Genomic DNA, 17,295 nt, shown 5'->3' on the forward strand with positions numbered 1-17,295 from the left:
CTTCTCAGCCACAGGTGGCCGATCCGCCGCGTTCAAAGGCTGTTACGCCAGTAATGGCCTTTTGGTTATGGCCCTAGGCCCTCAGCTCGCCGGGTCTTGCCCCAGCACCTTGCTCAGCGCCACACGGGCATCTTCGAGCTGCACCAGGGAGGCATGCCGGGCGCCAAGCGCATCGCCGTTCTGGATAGCCGTCAAAATGGCTTTGTGCCGGGGGAGGGCGAGCTCATCGAAATTCGGGCGCTGGTTGGAAAAACGCACCGATTCGCGCAATGCCATCGACAGCATGTTGCACAGGTAGGCGAGCAGGTCATTGTGGGTGGCGTCGGCAATACGGGCATGAAAGTCCAGGTCTGGCTGCAGCCGCTCATCCGGGGTACGCGCTGCCTCCATTCTTTGATAAGCCTCGCCAATCGACGCTACGTCCTCTGTCGTGGCATTGGTGGCGGCCAAGGCGGCGGCAGCGGGCTCAATGACCCAGCGCACGCTGGACAGGGTATTGAAGAACTCCTGTTGCGGCGTTGCCTGCATCAGCCAGTGCAGCACATCGGGGTCGAGCATGTGCCAGTCATGGCGGGGTCTGACCAGGGTGCCGACGCGGGGGCGCGCTTCTACCAGGCCCTTGGCCGTGAGGGCGCGCATGGCCTCGCGAAACACCGGCCGACTGATCGCGTAGGTTTCGCACAGGCTTGCCTCGGACGGCAGCTTCTGCCCTGGGGCGAGTTGGCCGGACACGATCTGCAGGCCCAGGTCCTGGACCAAGGTAGCGTGCATGCTCTTGCGCGTTGAGGGCTGGCGGTAGTTCATGGGGGTTGTGCGAGGTCCTTCTGGCGGGGCTCGCATCATAGCACTGATAAATGCAGGGCTGTTTTGCAGCGCCTTGAGGGCGGACAGAGGTGGTCCCTGCGGGCCTCGGCGCTCTAGCGGGCGCGGGAGCTGTCGGTGCATGGACGGCTCCACGGCGTTCAAGCGGCAAGCGGCACTGTGCGCCCCCGGTTGTATCGAGCCAGTCACGGCCCCGCTTGGGGTAATTTCCCTGGACTAGTGAGAGTGCTTGGGCACCGCCGCCCCGCGGCAGCCGACGAGAAAGTCGAAGTCGCAGCCCTCATCGGCCTGCATCACATGGTCCAGATAGAGCTTGGCATACCCCCCGGTAATCAGCTGTGGCGGTGGCTGCAGATCCGCCAGGCGGCCGGCCAGCTCCTGCTCGTCGATGTCCAGGTGCAAGCGGCCTTGCTGGCAGTCCAGCTCGATCCAGTCGCCTTCGCGTACCACGGCCAGGGGCCCACCTGCGGCAGCCTCTGGCGCAACGTGCAGCACTACGGTGCCGTAGGCCGTGCCACTCATGCGCGCGTCTGAGATGCGCACCATGTCGGTTACGCCTTGGGCAAGCAGCTTGGCCGGCAGCCCCATGTTGCCCACCTCGGCCATGCCGGGATAACCCTTGGGCCCGCAATATTTCATCACCAGGATCGAGTTGGCGTCCACATCCAGGTCTGGGTCGTTGATGCGAGCCTTGTAGTCCTCGAAGTGCTCGAAGACCACGGCGCGCCCCCGATGCTGCATCAGCGCAGGCGTGGCCGCCGAAGGCTTGAGCACTGCGCCCTTGGGCGCTAGGTTGCCCCGCAGGATGCAGATACCGCCGTCGGCCACCAGGGGTTTGTCCAGCGGGCGGATGACGTGCTCATCATAAAGTGGCGCGGTGTGGCAGTTGTCCCACAGGCTTTTACCGTTTGCGGTCAGCGCAGTCGGGTTGGGCAGCAGCCCATGCTCCCCCAGGCGACGGATCACGGCCGGCAGACCGCCGGCGTAATAGAACTCCTCCATCAGGAAACGCCCCGAAGGTTGCAGGTCGACCAGCGTCGGCGTACCCCGTCCCACCCGCGTCCAGTCCTCCAACTGCAGGTCTACGCCAATGCGCCCGGCGATGGCCTTGAGGTGAATGACGGCGTTGGTCGAGCCACCAATGGCGGCGTTCACTCGGATGGCATTTTCGAAGGCTTCGCGGGTGAGGATTTTCGACAGCCGCAAGTCTTCGCGCACCATGTCCACGATGCGCATGCCCGACAAGTGCGCCAACACGTAACGGCGCGCGTCCACGGCAGGGATGGCGGCGTTGTGCGGCAGCGAAGTGCCCAGCGCCTCAGCCATGCAGGCCATGGTCGAAGCCGTACCCATGGTGTTGCAGGTGCCGGCTGAGCGCGACATGCCTGCCTCGGCAGAGAGAAATTCGTTCAGGTCGATGTGGCCGGCCTTATAGGCCTCGTGCATCTGCCACACGATAGTGCCGGCGCCAATATCCTTGCCTTTGTGCTTGCCGTTGAGCATCGGCCCGCCGGTCACCACGATGGCCGGAACATCACAGCTGGCCGCGCCCATCAGCAACGCAGGCGTGGTCTTGTCGCAACCGGTCAGCAGCACCACGGCATCGACCGGGTTGCCACGAATGGCTTCTTCCACATCCATGCTCGCCAGGTTGCGCGTGAGCATGGCCGTGGGGCGCAGGTTGGATTCACCGCTGGAGAACACTGGGAACTCGACCGGGAAGCCGCCTGCTTCCAACACGCCTTTCTTGACGTGCTCGGCGATCTTGCGGAAATGCGCGTTGCACGGGGTCAGCTCCGACCAGGTGTTGCAGATGCCGATGATCGGTTTGCCCTGGAACTCGTGGTCCGGAATGCCCTGGTTCTTCATCCAGCTGCGGTACATGAACCCGTTCTTGTCGGCGCTACCGAACCATTGGGCGGAGCGCAGTGAGGGCTTGCTATCGGACATGATGGACACCTTATTAGTATTACTATTTATCTTTATACCACCAAATGTATCGCCAAAAAACGCACATGTGAAGGCTTGTCGTTTTAAATAGTAATACTATAAGATCAATTTCCTAGGTCAGCGGTCTGCCAAAAAACCTCGGCCTGGTGTTGTACCCATTACAAGAACAATTGGAGACATCGCCATGATTCAGGAGCAGCGGCTCGTCCGCCTGATCACACTCAAGCTCATCCCTTTTCTGGTCCTGTTGTACCTGGTGGCCTATGTCGATCGCTCGGCGGTCGGCTTTGCCAAGCTGCACATGGGCGCCGACATTGGCCTGGGCGATGCTGCCTACGGCCTGGGCGCCGGGTTGTTCTTCATCGGCTATTTTCTGTTCGAAGTGCCCAGCAACCTGCTGCTGGACCGCTTTGGCGCACGCCGCTGGTTTGCGCGCATCTTGCTTACGTGGGGCGCCATCACCATTGGCATGGCATTCGTGACCGGGCCGAACGGCTTCTATGTGATGCGCTTTCTGCTAGGGGCAGCCGAGGCGGGGTTCTTTCCGGGGGTGCTGTACTACATCACTCAGTGGTACCCCGTGCGTCATCGCGGCAAAATTCTGGGTTTGTTCATCCTTTCCCAGCCGTTGGCGATGCTGGTCACAGGGCCGCTTTCCGGCGCATTGCTGGGTCTGGACGGCACCTATGGCCTGCACGGCTGGCAATGGCTGTTCATCTGCATCGGGACCCCTGCGGTGCTGTTGGCCTGGCCCACCCTGCGCCTGCTGCCCGATGGCCCGGCCAAGGTACGCTGGCTCAGCGACGCGCAACGCACCTGGTTGCAGGAACAGCTGGCCGATGACCTGCGTGAATACGGCCAGACCCGCCACGGCAACCCGCTGCATGCACTCAAGGACAGCCGCGTGCTGCTGTTGGCGCTGTTCTACCTGCCCATGACCCTGAGCATCTACGGGCTCGGGTTGTGGCTGCCCACCTTGATCCACCAGTTCGGCGGCAGTGACTTGGTCACCGGTTTCGTGTCGGCGGTGCCCTACCTGTTCGGCATCATTGGTTTGCTGGTCGTGCCGCGCAGCTCGGACCGCCTCAACGACCGTTACGGTCATCTTGGCCTGCTGTATGCCCTGGCCGCAGCGGGGCTGTTCCTCAGCGCTTGGTTGAGCGTGCCGGCGTTGCAACTGGCGGCACTGTGCCTGGTGGCGTTCGCCTTGTTTTCGTGCACGGCGATCTTCTGGACCCTGCCTGGGCGATTCTTCTCCGGGGCCAGCGCTGCGGCCGGCATTGCCTTGATCAACTCGATCGGCAACCTGGGCGGCTACCTGGGCCCATTTGGCATCGGCGCCTTGAAAGAACACACAGGTCACCTGTCGTCCGGGCTGTATTTCCTGGCCCTGGTCACCCTGTTTGGGGTGCTGCTTACCGGGGTTGTCTACACCCGGCTGGAGCGCCGACAGCGTGATGCGGCCGCTCAAGTGGCCGGCGCCTCCCGATAATTTTTCGCAACCGACAAGCGAGTACGACCATGCGATTGATCCAATTTGAAACCGCCACCGGCCAGCGCCATGTCGGCGTGGTGGAAGGTGAGTACGTGTTGCGCGTATGTGGCACCGACACCACCCGCGAGCTGGCCCAGCAGGCCATTGCCGCTGGCCGGACCCTGGCCGACCACGTGCAGGTATTGAGCCTGGGTGAGCGTCACGATTACCGGGCGCTGTTGGCCGAGGGCCGGGTGCTGCCGCCGCTGGATCACCCCGATCCTGCCCATTGCCTGGTGACCGGCACTGGCCTGACCCACTTGGGTAGCGCCGCCACGCGCGACAAGATGCATCAGCAGCAGGCCCAGGACGCCGTGACCGACAGCATGCGCATGTTCCAATGGGGCATGGAAGGCGGCCGGCCACCTGCAGGGCAGGTGGGCGCACAGCCGGAATGGTTCTACAAGGGCGACGGTGCCATCGTCGTGCGCCCGGGGGCAGACCTGCCGCTGCCGGCGTTCGCCGAGGATGCCGGAGAGGAGCCTGAGTTGGTCGGCCTGTACCTGATCGGCCCTGATGGCACGCCCTATCGCCTAGGCTACGCGCTGGGCAACGAGTTCTCCGACCATGTGATGGAGCGGCGTAACTACCTTTATCTGGCCCACTCGAAGCTGCGCGCCTGCAGTTTCGGACCGGAGCTACGGCTGGGTGCGCTGCCGGCGGACCTCGAAGGGACCAGCCGCATCCTGCGTGATGGCCAACCGGTATGGAGCAAGCCCTTTCTGTCGGGTGAGCAGAACATGTGCCACAGCTTCGAGAACCTGGAGTTCCATCACTTCAAATACGACCAGTTCCTGCGACCTGGCGATATTCATGTGCACTACTTCGGCACTGCGACGCTGTCGTTCGCCGACGGCATCCAGGCTCAGCCCGGCGATACCTTCGAAATCAGCCTGCCGGCCTTCGGCGAGCCGCTGCGCAACGCCATTGCGCCAGCAGCCAAGCAGGTGCGGCCAGGGAGGGTGAAAAGCCTGTAAGCCCACCTCTGTCATTCAGAGTACGTGCCCCGTGGCCCAAGGAAGCGGTCACGTGCGGCCACTTCAATTTCTTAATTCAGGAGTCATCATGACTGGAAGCAATTTCATTGGCGGCCAACGCAGCGCCGCGGGCAGCGTGCGCCTGCACAGCCTCGATGCCTGCACCGGGGAGGCCCTGCCGGTCACCTTCAGCCAGGCTACCCCCGAAGAAGTGGACGCAGCAGCCCAGGCCGCCGAAGCCGCTTTCCCCGCATACAGTGCCCTGGCGCCCGAGCGCCGCGCGCAGTTTCTCGACGCTATTGCCGATCAGCTCGATGCATTGGACGACACCTTCGTCGCCACCGTATGCCGAGAAACCGCCTTGCCAGCAGGGCGTATCCAAGGCGAGCGTGCCCGCACCAGCAACCAGATGCGCCAATTCGCCAAGGTGCTGCGGCGCGGCGACTTTCTTGGCGCCCGCATCGATCGCGCACAACCCCAACGCCAGCCGCTGCCACGGCCTGACCTGCGTCAGTACCGCACCGGCCTGGGTCCGGTGGCGGTATTCGGCGCCAGCAATTTTCCCTTGGCCTTTTCCACGGCCGGTGGCGACACCGCCGCTGCGCTGGCGGCAGGGTGCCCGGTGGTGGTCAAGGCGCACAGCGGGCACATGGCCACGGCCGAGTGGGTCGGCGAAGCCATCGAGCGGGCCGCTGTGGCGACCGGTATGCCCGCTGGCGTGTTCAACATGATCTACGGTGGGGGGGTAGGTGAGGCCTTGGTGCGCCATCCGATGATTCAAGCCGTAGGCTTTACTGGCTCGCTCAAAGGTGGGCGTGCCCTGTGCGACATGGCGGCTGCTCGTGCGCAGCCGATACCGGTGTTTGCCGAAATGAGCAGCATCAACCCGGTGCTGGTGCTGCCAGGTGCGCTGCAAGCGCGTGGCGCACAGATCGCCCGGGAGCTGGCCAACTCGGTGGTGATGGGGTGTGGGCAGTTTTGCACCAACCCGGGGCTGGTCATCGGTATCGCTGGCCAAGCCTTCAGCGACTTCCTGGCGCAATTAGGCGCGCACCTGGGTGACGAGCCTAGCCAGACCATGCTCAATGCCGGAACCCTGCGCAGCTATTGCGCCGGCGTCCAGCGCCTGCACCAGCACCCAGGGATACGCCACCTGGCCGGGTCCGCACAGGAAGGCAACCAAGCCCAGCCCCAGTTGTTCATGGCGCAGGCGAGCCTTTTGTTGCAGGGCGATGAAGTGCTTCAGGAAGAAGTGTTCGGACCTACCACGGTCGCCATCGAAGTGGCTGACGAAGCCGAACTGCGCCGGGCCCTCGAAGCGCTGCAGGGGCAACTGACGGCCACGTTGGTCGCTGAGGCTGAAGATATCCAGCGCTTCGCCGCGCTGGTACCGGTGTTGCAGCGCAAGGCCGGGCGCCTGCTGGTCAATGGCTACCCGACTGGCGTCGAAGTGTGCGAGGCGATGGTGCACGGCGGGCCTTACCCCGCTACATCCGATGCGCGCGGTACTTCCGTAGGCACCCTGGCTATCGACCGCTTCCTGCGGCCCGTCTGCTTTCAAGACTATCCGGAGGCGCTGCTGCCCGACGCCCTCAAGGACGCCAACCCGCTGGGCCTGCTGCGCCTGATCGACGGGCAGCATAGCCGCGAGGCGCTTGCATGAAGGCTTGACGGTACTGGTACCTGAGTGTGTGCCGTCTGGTGAGGGTCAGGCGGCGCTTGCTTGATGAACCCCATTCAGTCAGTCCACCGCCACAGCGGCTCGTCCAGCAGGCCCACGTCTTTGAGTTGCGTCTTGCCTTGCACCTTGTCCAGGGCTAGCAGGTTGCAATCCTCACATTGGCTGAGGGCTTCGATCAATGGCGCGCTGTGCGACACGACCCACACCTGGCTGTGCTCGGACGCGCGAATGATCAGCCGGGCCAAGGCCGGCAGCAAGGCTACATGCAGACTGGTCTCCGGCTCATTGAGCACCATCAGGGCCGGTGGCCTGGGCGTCAGCAGGGCGGTCATCAGCAGAAGATAGCGTAAGGTCCCATCCGAAAGTTCTGCGCAGGTCAATGGCCTGAGCAATCCATGCTGGAGCAGCCGTACGCAGAATAGCCCGCCAGGGGGAGCATCGATGTCCAGGCGGCTGCCGGGGAACGCGTCCTCCAGCGCGGCATTGAGGCCTTCCACGTCACCGATTTCAATGATGGTCTGCAAGGCGGGGGCAAGGTTACGCCCGTCATGATGCAGCACTGGCGAGCGGGTGCCCAATTGGGGCTGGCGGCAGGGTGCATCCCGATCGATCCGAAAGTGATCGTAAAAACGCCAACTGTTGATGAAGGCGCGCAACTGCCCGATTTCCGGTGCCTGCCGTGGGCGGCCCACCACACTGAAGAAGCTTTCGCTACTGTCGGCATGCTGATCAAGTATTGTCCAGGCGTTACCTTCACGAGCCTTCACCAACGCATTCTTGCGCTCGACCAGCGCCGAGGCAGGTCGGTAAGCCCCACCTGCCCAGATGGTCTCACTTTTGATTTCCGGATCGAGGATGAAGGCTGAGGGGTAAGCCAGGGGGATGGGCAACCCCAAGGAGATGGCGAATCCGTAATCCTCGGTGGCAAAGCCCAGCCGCAGGCGACGGGCATCGCGCGGGTGCTGCCCCTGGATCGGCACTTCACCGCGCATCATGCGTGCACTCGGTTCCGGGCCCGCCCACCAGGTCGAGTCCAGCCCACCTTCGCGGGCGAGTGCCTGGATGACCCCGCCCTGTGCCGTTTCGGCCAGCAGGCGCAGCGCTTTGTACAGATTCGACTTGCCGCTGCCGTTGGCTCCGGTTACCACGTTGAGCTGGCCCAGTGGCAGGACAAGGTGATTGATGGAGCGATAATTGCTGATGGCCAGGGTAGTGAGCATGGCGTTCTTCCCATCGACGATGGTGCAAGTTTGGCCTCAATCAAGCACCGAGGCCAACCCTTGCCCATGTCGACCAGCCGACGCGGGCCAATCGCTGACGGCGATGGCTAGATCCACAGATCATTAGGCGCCGTGCGCTCACCGCCCTCATGGCCAGTGTTGAGGACGCCACATGGCTCGATCATCAGCAGCTTGGCCTCGCCCTCGGCCGCTGTTCGATGCTGTACACCCCGCGGCACCACGAACAACTCGCCGGGCGCTACATGGACGCTGCGTTGCGGCAGGTCGATGCGCAGCGTCCCTTCGAGTACCAGAAAGGCTTCATCGGTTTCCGGGTGCGCATGCCAGATGAATTCCCCTTCGATGCGTACAACCTTGAACTGGTAGTCGTTCATCTGTGCAACAACCCTGGGGCTCCATTGGCTGTCGATCATCGACGCTTTCTGGTTCAGGTTTATCGGATGGGGCTGAGTGTGTTGACTGGATTCGTACATGGTGGTTACTCCTGGTTGGAGCACGCAGCCTATTGCAGCTCAGTGTCTGCATGCTTGTACGATCCTGCACGTTGCTGCCCTGGCCGCAGGCGTTCGAGCCAGCGTAGCGGCGACACCCCATAACTGCGGGTGAAGTGTCGGGTCATGTGGCTCTGATCGTGAAAGCCTGCCGCCAAGGCAGCGTCGACCAGGGTGAAGCCATCGAGCAACAACCGACGCACATTGTCCAGTCGCCTCAGGGTGACGAAGCGATAAGGGCTGGTGCCGTACAGGGCCCGAAAGTCCCGAGACAGGCTCCATTGCTCACGGCCGCTGGCGTGCTCGAGCATCTCCAGGGTGATGCCCAGGTGCAGGTGCTCCAGAATGAACGCCTTGGCGCGTTCGGCGGACCGGTAATCCAGGCGCTTGCGCCCGCGTGGCTTGCCCGCGACAGCGCGCAGCGCCATGGCCAGGTCATAGATGGCGTCTTGCTCTTCCAGCTGCTCGAGGGAATGGTCCACAGCCTGCACAAACGGTTCGCTAGCATGGAACAGGCGCGGGTCACTGGAAAGCCCGCCAGGCACGAACGGTAGCGGCTGCCCGCCCAGTGCGGCCTGAATCAGCGCAGGGTCGATGTAGGCCATGCGGTAGCGAAAACCTGCCTCGGTGCCGGCCATGCCGTCGTGCAATTCATCGGGGTGCAACACCAGCGTGTTGCCCGCAATGCCGTGGCACAACGAGCCTTTGTAATGAAAGCTCTGTACCCCGGCCAAGGTACGGCCGACGGAGTAGGTGTCATGCCGATGAGGATCATAGCCATGACTACCGAACCACGCTTCGATCCGCTCGACAGCCCCATGTTGCTGGCTGCGGATGACCCAGTCCGAAACCGGGGGCATGTTGGACGAACGTTTCATGGCACAGGCCCCGGCGGTTCACGGAAAGGAAAGACAACGCGCTATCATAAGCCCCAATCCACCTCACCAGAACCCACCATGAACCGTCAGAAGAAAATCAAGCAACTGCTCAAGGCACACGCCAAGAAGGCCAGCGCCAAGCTGGCACCGCGCAGTACCAAGCCCAAGTACATCAGCAAGGCCGATCGCGAGAAGCTGGCGCTGCAAGCGGCCGCGGATGCCGCAGCGCAGCGCGATTCGCAGGCCTGAACCTCAGGCGTCTGACAGGGTTTCTTCCTGCTTGTAGATCCTGAAGCCGCGCGCCTGGTAATTGCCCAGCGCGGCAGGGTGATCCAGGGTGCAGGTATGCACCCATACACGCTGCGTGCCGGGCCAAGCCCAGGCGCTACGCACCGCCTGGCTCAACAGCGGACCGCCAAAGCCTGCGCCCAGAAATTGCGGGGCCAAGCCGAAGTAGCGGATCTCGGCGTTGCTCCCGTCAGGGCGATACAGTTCGTAATAACCGGCAATGGCGCCCCGGTGATAAGCCACCCAGGTGCGGTGAGCTTCCTGCTCGACCTGCGCCTGCCACTGCGCCTCGCTCCAGGCGTCCAGGTCGCCCCACGACCAGGGCGTGCCGACCAACGTGTACAGAAAGCGGTTGAAGGCAGGTTGTGGCACCTCGCATTCGACGATATGCAAATCCGGGCGCTGGGGCTTTTCCACCAGTTCGTCTGGCGAGGTCATTTCAAGGTAGTACGTGGTGCAGGGTGTTTGCATCGTTCATCTCGCGTCATCCACTGAACAACTTGCCAGCATGCCTGTGGCTTAGCGCCTTTGCCACCTGCGGATGGGATCACGACAGGCGTGCTGGGTTGGCAAGCGGTCGACTGTCGTTGTTGCAAACGCTGGTTTGGCGCAGAACGCCGTCAAAAGCTTCCGATTGAACGTTTCAGCGCGCAGGTACGTCGGTATTTATAGTCTTTTGCTTTGGAGGTTTGCATGAAATATCGCGCACTCGGCAACACCGGTCTGTTGGTTTCGGAGCTGGTCATTGGCACGGTGCCTTTCGGCGGACGAGGCTCGTTCGAGAAAACCGGCAGCGTCGATGTGGACCTGGCCAAGCGCATGTTCGCGGCCGCGTTCGACGCCGGGGTCAACCTGGTGGACACCGCCGACCTGTATTCACATGGGCTGGCCGAGGAAATCGTCGGCAAGGCCTTGGGCGAGCGTCGCCAGTCGATCATCCTGGCCAGCAAGGCGCGCAGCCCGATGAGCGACAACCCCAACGACAGCGGCGCTTCGCGCTACCACCTGATTCGCGCATGCGAGGCCAGCTTGAAGCGCCTGGGGACCGACCATATCGACTTGTATCAGATCCACAATTGGGACGGCGTGACGCCAGTGGAGGAGACCCTGGCAGCACTGGATCATCTGGTGCAAAGCGGCAAGATCCGTTACTTCGGTACGTCCAACTACACTGCCTGGCAAATGATGAAAACCCTGGGCAGCGCGCAATTGAACGGCTGGCAACAGCCTGTTTCACAGCAGATCTACTACACGCCCGAATCGCGTGAGGCCGAGTACGAGTTGCTGCCGATGGCGATTGACCAAGGCTTTGCCACACTGGTCTGGGGCCCGCTGGGTGAAGGCCTGTTGACCGGCAAGGTCCGTCGTGGCCAGCAGACGCCCAAGGGCACACGTCAGGGCAATGACTGGCCGGAACCCTACGTGCACGATCGTGAGCGCGCCTACGACATCATCGAGACCTTGATCGCGGTCGGCGAACGCCACGGTTGCTCGCCGTCACGCGTCTGCCTGGCCTGGCTGAAGGATCGCCCGGGTATTACCAGCGTGATTACCGCTGGCCGCACCCTTGATCAACTGCAAGACAATCTGCAGGCGGCAGACCTTGTATTGACGCAAGAGGACCTGAAGCAGATCGAACAGGCCACACGCATCGCGCCGCAGTACCCCTACTGGCACCGCATTGCCGCTGGCATGGACCGCATCGATCCTGCTGAAGCGCCGTTCATCGAGCTGTACCGAGAGACCATGAAGTAGTCTGCGCCGCCGGATACCGGGTCGTCTTGCCTGCTTGGCGAGGCGATCTCGGTAGTTGTGTGAATTATTTCCTGTCTCACCGGTCAAGTAATGAGTCCCCAACCTAGACCGAGGTGCTCATGCACGCCTTCACTGTTCGCTACTCGCTCAATGGCAATTCGACCGACCATACTTTTGAGTTGGACCAGCCTGAGCTGGCCCTGCACGAGGCCGCCTGGCACCTGATCGTGCTGCACTTTGGCGACGGCGAGAACAGCCTGGTGATGCCTTCGGCCGACGCCACGCCCAATGAGATCCTGGCGCAGGCCGAGGTATTGGGGTTGACGGACATCGTGGTGGCCTAAGTAGCTGGCTAGTGGGCTCAAGGCGGTACTGGCTTAATCCCAGGAGGGAGCGGCCGGTCCGGCGCCCCGGCAAGACGGCTCCTACACGAGATGTGCAGGGCTTGAAAGAGCGCGCAAGGTACTCAGCACCCTAAGTCAGCTCGCAGTCATCACCTTCGCCATGACCACCGTTCGCTCGTCTCCATAGCGCACTTCACGAACGGCCGTATAACCTAGCCTGGCATAGAAACCTTGAGCAGTGAGTGAAGAAGGCACCTGCAACTGCCGGACCCCAGTGTCCCGCGCTTCTTGCTCGATGTAGGCCATCAGTTGTTCGCCAAGACCCTGGCGCTGGTAGCTCGGGTCAACGAATACACTTCTCACTACGTTCTTCTCAAGACTTGCCGTTGCGACGACCACGTCGCTCTCCAAGGCCACCCATACAACCCGCCTGTCCAGCGATTGGACCACGGCTTGGGGCGTGAAAGCGCGCGCCACGCGCGCCAATGTGGCGGCGTCATAGTCTGCTGCGTTGCTGTGGCGCAGTGCAGCCAGGATAACCCGGCTGATGCTTTCAGCGTCCAGGACGCTCGCCGCTCTGATCACCCTTGCCATCAACCTCGTCCCCCTCGATTGCGACGGACGGGCTTCAACCCGATCGAACGCCTGCGCCCGCGCTGTTCTCGAATAACTGTAGGCCTCATCCATTCTTTCGAGGTACGCGGCAATGAACAGAGATCCCATGGCACAGGACGGCGCTGACGATGACATGCCCGTTTCACCGGACCCGTCGGTGAACCCTGACAACCCGACCATACCTGATCCGGACGATGATCCGCTCATGAACGAAGAGGAGGGTGGAGACATGGAGGATTCCGAGCAGCCGCCCATGGATGTGAATACGCCCAGAGAATAACGGGCGTCGTTCAGTGTCCAGCCACGCCTCGCCGATTTGGCACGGATGCCAGCGGCAACCGCTTTGACCAGACTCACGCTATTTGAGCGCCTCAATCAGGAGAATGCATATGCCGATCGACAATAATGGTCCTGCAGCACCCTACCCAGGCCCGGCGCAGAACAGCCCGGACACAGGCGAGGGGCACGGTTCAGGCCTTGAGCAGACCCCTTCGGAACCCAAGCAAGGTGCCGGCCACGCTGGCGGCGAGCGCCCCGAGGACTGGAATCCACCCCCAGGTAATCCAGGCTCTGACCAGGACAGCCAGGTGCCACGTGATAATGGTACCGCACGCACCCATGAAGACCCTGGCGCAGGGGATGCAGCGCTCGAGGAAGACATGAAGGACGTGGAAGCGAACAACTCGGTTTCGCAAGAACACCCGTGATACAGGGTTAAATCCGAGGCGCTGGGGCTGACCACAGCGCCTTTGGACAGCGCTAGCGGCGGCGCAGCAGGCCTGCCAGCGCTACCGTCAACGCAACCGCCGTGGCCATTGCCAGCACAATGGTCGGCATGACCCCCAAAGCCCTCATCAGACCCGACAACATCAGGTAGAACGCCAGCACACCCACTGCGCCTATGGCGTTGCCGCGCACCATGGCCGCCATCCCCGCGCGCCCGTTCTGCACGTGAGCAAATACCATCAATGGCCAAGCGATGACCGGGATTGGCGCGAGCATGCCGCTGGTCTGGGGTCCAAGCCAGGCTGCCAGGTGCGTGGTGATCATCAGCAACGCCGTTGCCGAGACCATGCGCAAGGGGATTTCCCAGTAACGATGCCGTACACGTGCCAGCGTCTCAGGCCTGGGTTCACGCCCGCTGGCGACGATCAGAAGTACGATCAACGCCAGCGCTACGCCTATCGACACATACAAATGGCCCCAGTGCGTAAGCCCATAGGCGACCAAGCCGTAGAAGACGATCGCCAAGCCCGCAGCAGCCCCGAGGGCAAGCCTGCGTGTTGCATACAAGTAGAAGGCGTAGGTAGCGAGCACGGCTGCCAGGCCGCCCAGTGCTCCGGGCACGGCGTTCAGGGCAAAGTCTGTCCCTTGCTCCAGGCTCAGGAAGGTCATCACCAGCCCCGACGTGATGGGCATGCCCGCCAGTAATCCCCCTAGCAGCCCACCCCAGCGCCTGGAAGCGAGAGAGATGGCCCACATCAGCAAAGGGGTAATGGCAAGTTTCAGGTAGAACAAGGTCATCGCGGCGCGTTCCGGCTCTCAAGACAGTGCCGACTTTACCCTGTTGAATGCCGGGATGCCCGCCACTGATGCCTACCAGGGGATGTTGCGACCGTCCCAGCCCCAGAAGCTGCCCGTCACGTTCGGTCCGAGACGCCCGATCAGCTCCACGATGCACTGCGCGGCAAACGTCGTCTCGAACAGTTTGCCCTCAGGCACGTTGCCTTGGAACGGCCTTGACAGTTCCGTGTCCGTTGTACCCGGGTGCAAGGCCAGAACGGTCGCGTTAGGGTTCAGGCGCTTGAGTTCGATACTGGCTGTGTGTAGCAACTGATTCAGCGCCGCCTTGCTGGCCCGGTAGCTGTACCAACCCCCCAGACGGTTATCGCTGATCGAGCCCACGCGGGCGGACAGTGCAGCGAAGGTTGCAGGTTGCTTGCGCAGCAAAGGCAGCAGGTGTTTCAGCAACAAAACCGGGGCGAAGGCATTGGTGGTGAAGTTTGCGTGCAGGCTGGCAAGGTCCAATTGAGCCAGTGACTTTTCGGCCTTGGCGTTTTCCTGATGCAGGATCCCCAAGGTACTGATGACAAGGTGCAAGTGCACACATCGCTCGCCTGCTTGCGCGGCCATGGCGCCCAGGCTGGCCTCCTCGCGCGCGTCGCAGTCCACCAGTAGTACACGATTGGGGTGAGCGTCGGCCAGCGCCCTCAATGCCTGGTTCTGCGTGGCGCGGCGCGACACCGCTATCAGCTGATCGACGTCTTCGCGGGTCGCCAGCGCGTTGCACAGCGCGAGCCCGATTCCACGGCTGGCCCCGCAGACCAGCACGCAGGCGTTCTCGTCCAACCCTGGTATGAGACTCATGACAGGCACTCTCTGGCCATCGTTTCGGTCAAGGGTAGACCGCCTCAGTCATCCGGATTTCCATCGACATGAGGTTCAGTCGTCGGTATCCGGTTCGCCACCCCAAAGGGCACATGCACCATCGGCAAATCGCCCGCAGGCGAGTGCAGGTGGCTGCGCTGGTCATCGAAGAAGACATGGGGCTTGAGAATCGACAAGACGCGGGGTTTCTCCATGCCGCCCAGGAAGAAACACTCGTCGGGCGATACGCCCCAATCTTTAAGGGTCGTCACCACCCGCTCATGGGAAGGTGCATTGCGTGCCGTGACAATGGCGATGCGCAGGATGCGCTTGTAGTGCGGGTCATCTTCGAGCTTGCGGTCTTCGAGCGTGCGAATCAGCGACAGTTTGCGATACAGGTCGGCCAAGGGCCCAGGCGTATGGGGCACGCGCTGATGGGCCTGCTCGTGGGCCTGGAATTCATCCAGGCTGTTGCCACGCTTGTAGACGTTTTCGGCTTCGTCGTCGGCGATCACGCCATCGAAGTCGAACGCCACGCGCAGCTCGGTATCGATTTCGTCATCGTAGATACGGGTCGGCAGAACACGACCTGCGGGGTAATTGGCGTCGATGGCTTTCTGTACGTCCTCTTCGTTGGCGCTCAGAAACAGCGATGCGTTGAACGCTGGTATGTACTCATACGGTGAACGGCCCGACATGAACGCGGCGCGGGTGATGTCCAGGCCGTAGTGGTTGATCGAGCGAAATACCCGCAGGCCCGTTTCCGGCGAATTGCGCGATAGCAACACCACCTCGACGGGCAACTGCTCGGGGAACGCCTGGTTGATACGCAGAAAACGACGGATAAACGGAAACGCCACGCCTTTGGGGAAGGGCTCATCCAGGTTCTGTTCCTGATGCCATCGGTACGCTTCGACACCCTCCTGGGTGTAGATGTCGTCCGAAACGGTAAGGTCGAACAGCGCACTGGAGGCAACGCCAATCACCAGTTTCTGTTCGATGGGGTAAGGCATGGGAAACTCCCTACGGCCCCGGCAGAGGCGCAAAGTCAGAGGGGGATGTAGTCGTTACGCGAAACGACCGGTTTGTGCGGCCCTTCGACCAAGTGCACGTACAGCCCGTCCACGCAGTCGATGGCCAGACAGTCGTCCACGCTCAGCACCGCATCGGTGTGCGGCTTGAGCCAGCCGGCCTGCATGTGTTGCTTGCCAAATGCCTTGGCATCGGCCTTGTTGCGGGCGCTGACCAGCACATAGCGGTGCGCTTCGCCGAACACACCGCGTTCGTAGCCGCCCAGGTTGATGAAGTACAGGCGCAGCGCACCGCGTTTTGCAGGGTAGGGGTGCAACTCCACTCGCATGCCATCCACGCCGTCCACTTCCAGCCAGGCATCGATGTGCAGCCCCTGCTGGCTGCCGAACCATGCGTCGCGCAGTTGCGCATAGGCCTGTTGCAGGCTGGGTGCCTGGGCGAACACCATGTCGTGGACCTCGATCTTGGCCCCTGCATGGCGTCCCCCCAGCATGACGATATAAAGCATGAGGTTTCCTTGTTGAATCGATCATCGCATGGCGTCATTTTGCAGCATCCGCACGCCGCTTCAAGCGCAGTGCTTGGCGCCTGGGCACAAGAAGGCTAGTGTGGGCGAACCTTTGACTGCGAGATAGCAAGATGCGCACTCCTTTTCTGTTCCTGGCGATGCTCTGTGCACCCCTGGTGCAAGCCGCCGAGCACTGGACGTTGAATGACCAGTTCGACCAGGCGTTCACGTTGGACGACAAGACCCGCGTGGTCATGGTTGCGCGCAGCATGGCCACTGCACGGTTGGTCAACAATGCGGTCGAGCATACGCCAGAGGGCTATCTTGAAGCGCGGGGCGTGGTGTTCGTCGCGGACATCGAGAAGATGCCCAGCATGGTGGCAGCGGTGATGGTGCCTGCCATGCGGTCGGCCAATTACCGGATTTTGCTGGATCGGGACGGCGAGGTGGCCAAGGGCTATGGCGGGGACCGCGAATCGGTGCAATGGCTGGAGGTTCAGGACGGCAAAGTGGTGACAGAGCAGCGGTACAGTGATTTACCCAGTTTGAGGCAGGCACTGGTTAAGATGGCTGGGCGGGTTGCAGGGGGTTGATGCAGTGGCGTGACCGTTGAAGCGCAACGCGCAAGCGCCTGGGTTTGGAGCAAGGACACGCTTCTTGCCGCACCAGGACACCACCGCATCACGCTCAGCCATCAGCGGTGGATGCGACGGGCCGAGCAACCCAGGAGCCAGGCTTCGCAACTTGAAGGTGTGTGGCCGCTTTGCGGCTTTGGCGATGTGAGCTGCGAAACTGAAATCCTGGGGCCGCCA

General features: G+C 62.2%; 20 protein-coding genes. 9 read left to right on the forward strand and 11 right to left on the reverse strand.

Annotated features, from left to right (window positions below):
• Positions 1 to 81 precede the first annotated feature (81 nt).
• A complete protein-coding gene (locus tag PFU01S_RS04130; protein ID WP_027916052.1) occupies positions 82 to 804 on the reverse strand; it encodes a FadR/GntR family transcriptional regulator in 723 nt (240 codons plus the stop codon).
• A 234-nt stretch (positions 805 to 1,038) separates the two neighbouring features.
• Positions 1,039 to 2,772: an IlvD/Edd family dehydratase gene (locus PFU01S_RS04135; protein ID WP_028686407.1), complete on the reverse strand. Its 1,734-nt coding sequence runs from the start codon at positions 2,770 to 2,772 to the stop codon at positions 1,039 to 1,041.
• A gap of 184 nt (positions 2,773 to 2,956) precedes the next feature.
• On the opposite strand from PFU01S_RS04135, the gene PFU01S_RS04140 reads away from it, so the two are divergent.
• From PFU01S_RS04140 to PFU01S_RS04150, 3 genes are all read left to right on the forward strand, one after another.
• Positions 2,957 to 4,264, forward strand: a complete 1,308-nt coding sequence (locus PFU01S_RS04140) for an MFS transporter (RefSeq protein WP_027916050.1) — start codon at positions 2,957 to 2,959, stop codon at positions 4,262 to 4,264.
• Between the two features lie 29 nt (positions 4,265 to 4,293).
• A complete protein-coding gene (gene araD1, locus PFU01S_RS04145; RefSeq protein ID WP_028686406.1) occupies positions 4,294 to 5,283 on the forward strand; it encodes an AraD1 family protein in 990 nt (329 codons plus the stop codon).
• 88 nt (positions 5,284 to 5,371) lie between these two features.
• Positions 5,372 to 6,946, forward strand: coding sequence for an aldehyde dehydrogenase (NADP(+)) (locus PFU01S_RS04150; RefSeq protein ID WP_028686405.1), 1,575 nt, complete (start codon positions 5,372 to 5,374; stop codon positions 6,944 to 6,946).
• Positions 6,947 to 7,020: 74 nt separating this feature from the next.
• Here the strand turns inward: PFU01S_RS04150 and PFU01S_RS04155 are convergent, their stop codons facing one another.
• From PFU01S_RS04155 to PFU01S_RS04165, 3 genes are all read right to left on the reverse strand, one after another.
• Positions 7,021 to 8,184, reverse strand: coding sequence for an AAA family ATPase (locus PFU01S_RS04155; RefSeq protein WP_027916047.1), 1,164 nt, complete (start codon positions 8,182 to 8,184; stop codon positions 7,021 to 7,023).
• A 107-nt stretch (positions 8,185 to 8,291) separates the two neighbouring features.
• Positions 8,292 to 8,678 carry a cupin domain-containing protein gene (locus tag PFU01S_RS04160; RefSeq protein WP_027916046.1) on the reverse strand — a complete coding sequence of 129 codons (387 nt, stop codon included), beginning with the start codon at positions 8,676 to 8,678 and terminating at the stop codon, positions 8,292 to 8,294.
• 29 nt (positions 8,679 to 8,707) lie between these two features.
• Positions 8,708 to 9,574, reverse strand: coding sequence for an AraC family transcriptional regulator (locus tag PFU01S_RS04165; protein WP_028686404.1), 867 nt, complete (start codon positions 9,572 to 9,574; stop codon positions 8,708 to 8,710).
• A gap of 78 nt (positions 9,575 to 9,652) precedes the next feature.
• Between PFU01S_RS04165 and PFU01S_RS21610 the strand changes: the two genes are divergently transcribed.
• On the forward strand, positions 9,653 to 9,823 hold the full coding sequence (locus PFU01S_RS21610; protein WP_080992843.1) for a DUF2986 domain-containing protein: 171 nt from the start codon (positions 9,653 to 9,655) through the stop codon (positions 9,821 to 9,823).
• A gap of 3 nt (positions 9,824 to 9,826) precedes the next feature.
• Here PFU01S_RS21610 and PFU01S_RS04170 read toward each other — a convergent pair whose 3' ends face one another.
• Positions 9,827 to 10,333 (reverse strand): GNAT family N-acetyltransferase, encoded by a 507-nt coding sequence (locus tag PFU01S_RS04170; RefSeq protein ID WP_027916044.1) that lies wholly within the window; start codon positions 10,331 to 10,333, stop codon positions 9,827 to 9,829.
• A gap of 222 nt (positions 10,334 to 10,555) precedes the next feature.
• On the opposite strand from PFU01S_RS04170, the gene PFU01S_RS04175 reads away from it, so the two are divergent.
• Together PFU01S_RS04175 and PFU01S_RS04180 are read left to right on the forward strand one after the other, a co-directional pair.
• The gene (locus tag PFU01S_RS04175) at positions 10,556 to 11,617 is read left to right on the forward strand and encodes an aldo/keto reductase (protein WP_027916043.1); all 1,062 of its coding nucleotides are present in this window, start codon (positions 10,556 to 10,558) and stop codon (positions 11,615 to 11,617) included.
• 119 nt (positions 11,618 to 11,736) lie between these two features.
• Positions 11,737 to 11,961, forward strand: coding sequence for a hypothetical protein (locus tag PFU01S_RS04180; protein WP_027916042.1), 225 nt, complete (start codon positions 11,737 to 11,739; stop codon positions 11,959 to 11,961).
• A gap of 135 nt (positions 11,962 to 12,096) precedes the next feature.
• Here PFU01S_RS04180 and PFU01S_RS04185 read toward each other — a convergent pair whose 3' ends face one another.
• Positions 12,097 to 12,555, reverse strand: a complete 459-nt coding sequence (locus tag PFU01S_RS04185) for a GNAT family N-acetyltransferase (protein WP_028686403.1) — start codon at positions 12,553 to 12,555, stop codon at positions 12,097 to 12,099.
• A gap of 112 nt (positions 12,556 to 12,667) precedes the next feature.
• Here PFU01S_RS04185 and PFU01S_RS22080 point away from each other — a divergent pair, with 112 nt between their 5' ends.
• Positions 12,668 to 12,856, forward strand: a complete 189-nt coding sequence (locus PFU01S_RS22080; protein WP_033695128.1) for a hypothetical protein — start codon at positions 12,668 to 12,670, stop codon at positions 12,854 to 12,856.
• A 109-nt stretch (positions 12,857 to 12,965) separates the two neighbouring features.
• Positions 12,966 to 13,283: a hypothetical protein gene (locus tag PFU01S_RS04195; protein WP_027915713.1), complete on the forward strand. Its 318-nt coding sequence runs from the start codon at positions 12,966 to 12,968 to the stop codon at positions 13,281 to 13,283.
• Positions 13,284 to 13,335: 52 nt separating this feature from the next.
• Here PFU01S_RS04195 and PFU01S_RS04200 read toward each other — a convergent pair whose 3' ends face one another.
• The 4 genes from PFU01S_RS04200 to PFU01S_RS04215 all read right to left on the reverse strand — a co-directional run bounded on the left by PFU01S_RS04200 (position 13,336) and on the right by PFU01S_RS04215 (position 16,483).
• Positions 13,336 to 14,100 (reverse strand): hypothetical protein, encoded by a 765-nt coding sequence (locus PFU01S_RS04200; RefSeq protein WP_028686402.1) that lies wholly within the window; start codon positions 14,098 to 14,100, stop codon positions 13,336 to 13,338.
• Positions 14,101 to 14,172: 72 nt separating this feature from the next.
• Positions 14,173 to 14,943: an SDR family NAD(P)-dependent oxidoreductase gene (locus PFU01S_RS04205; RefSeq protein WP_028686401.1), complete on the reverse strand. Its 771-nt coding sequence runs from the start codon at positions 14,941 to 14,943 to the stop codon at positions 14,173 to 14,175.
• 44 nt (positions 14,944 to 14,987) lie between these two features.
• Positions 14,988 to 15,956, reverse strand: coding sequence for a 5'-nucleotidase (locus tag PFU01S_RS04210; protein WP_028686400.1), 969 nt, complete (start codon positions 15,954 to 15,956; stop codon positions 14,988 to 14,990).
• 35 nt (positions 15,957 to 15,991) lie between these two features.
• Positions 15,992 to 16,483, reverse strand: coding sequence for a DUF1543 domain-containing protein (locus PFU01S_RS04215; protein WP_028686399.1), 492 nt, complete (start codon positions 16,481 to 16,483; stop codon positions 15,992 to 15,994).
• Positions 16,484 to 16,614: 131 nt separating this feature from the next.
• Between PFU01S_RS04215 and PFU01S_RS04220 the strand changes: the two genes are divergently transcribed.
• Complete coding sequence (locus tag PFU01S_RS04220) at positions 16,615 to 17,076, forward strand: hypothetical protein (protein ID WP_027915718.1); 462 nt, start codon at positions 16,615 to 16,617, stop codon at positions 17,074 to 17,076.
• Positions 17,077 to 17,295: the final 219 nt, after the last annotated feature.

The organism is Pseudomonas fulva NBRC 16637 = DSM 17717, assembly GCF_000730565.1.
GTDB lineage: Bacteria > Pseudomonadota > Gammaproteobacteria > Pseudomonadales > Pseudomonadaceae > Aquipseudomonas > Aquipseudomonas fulva.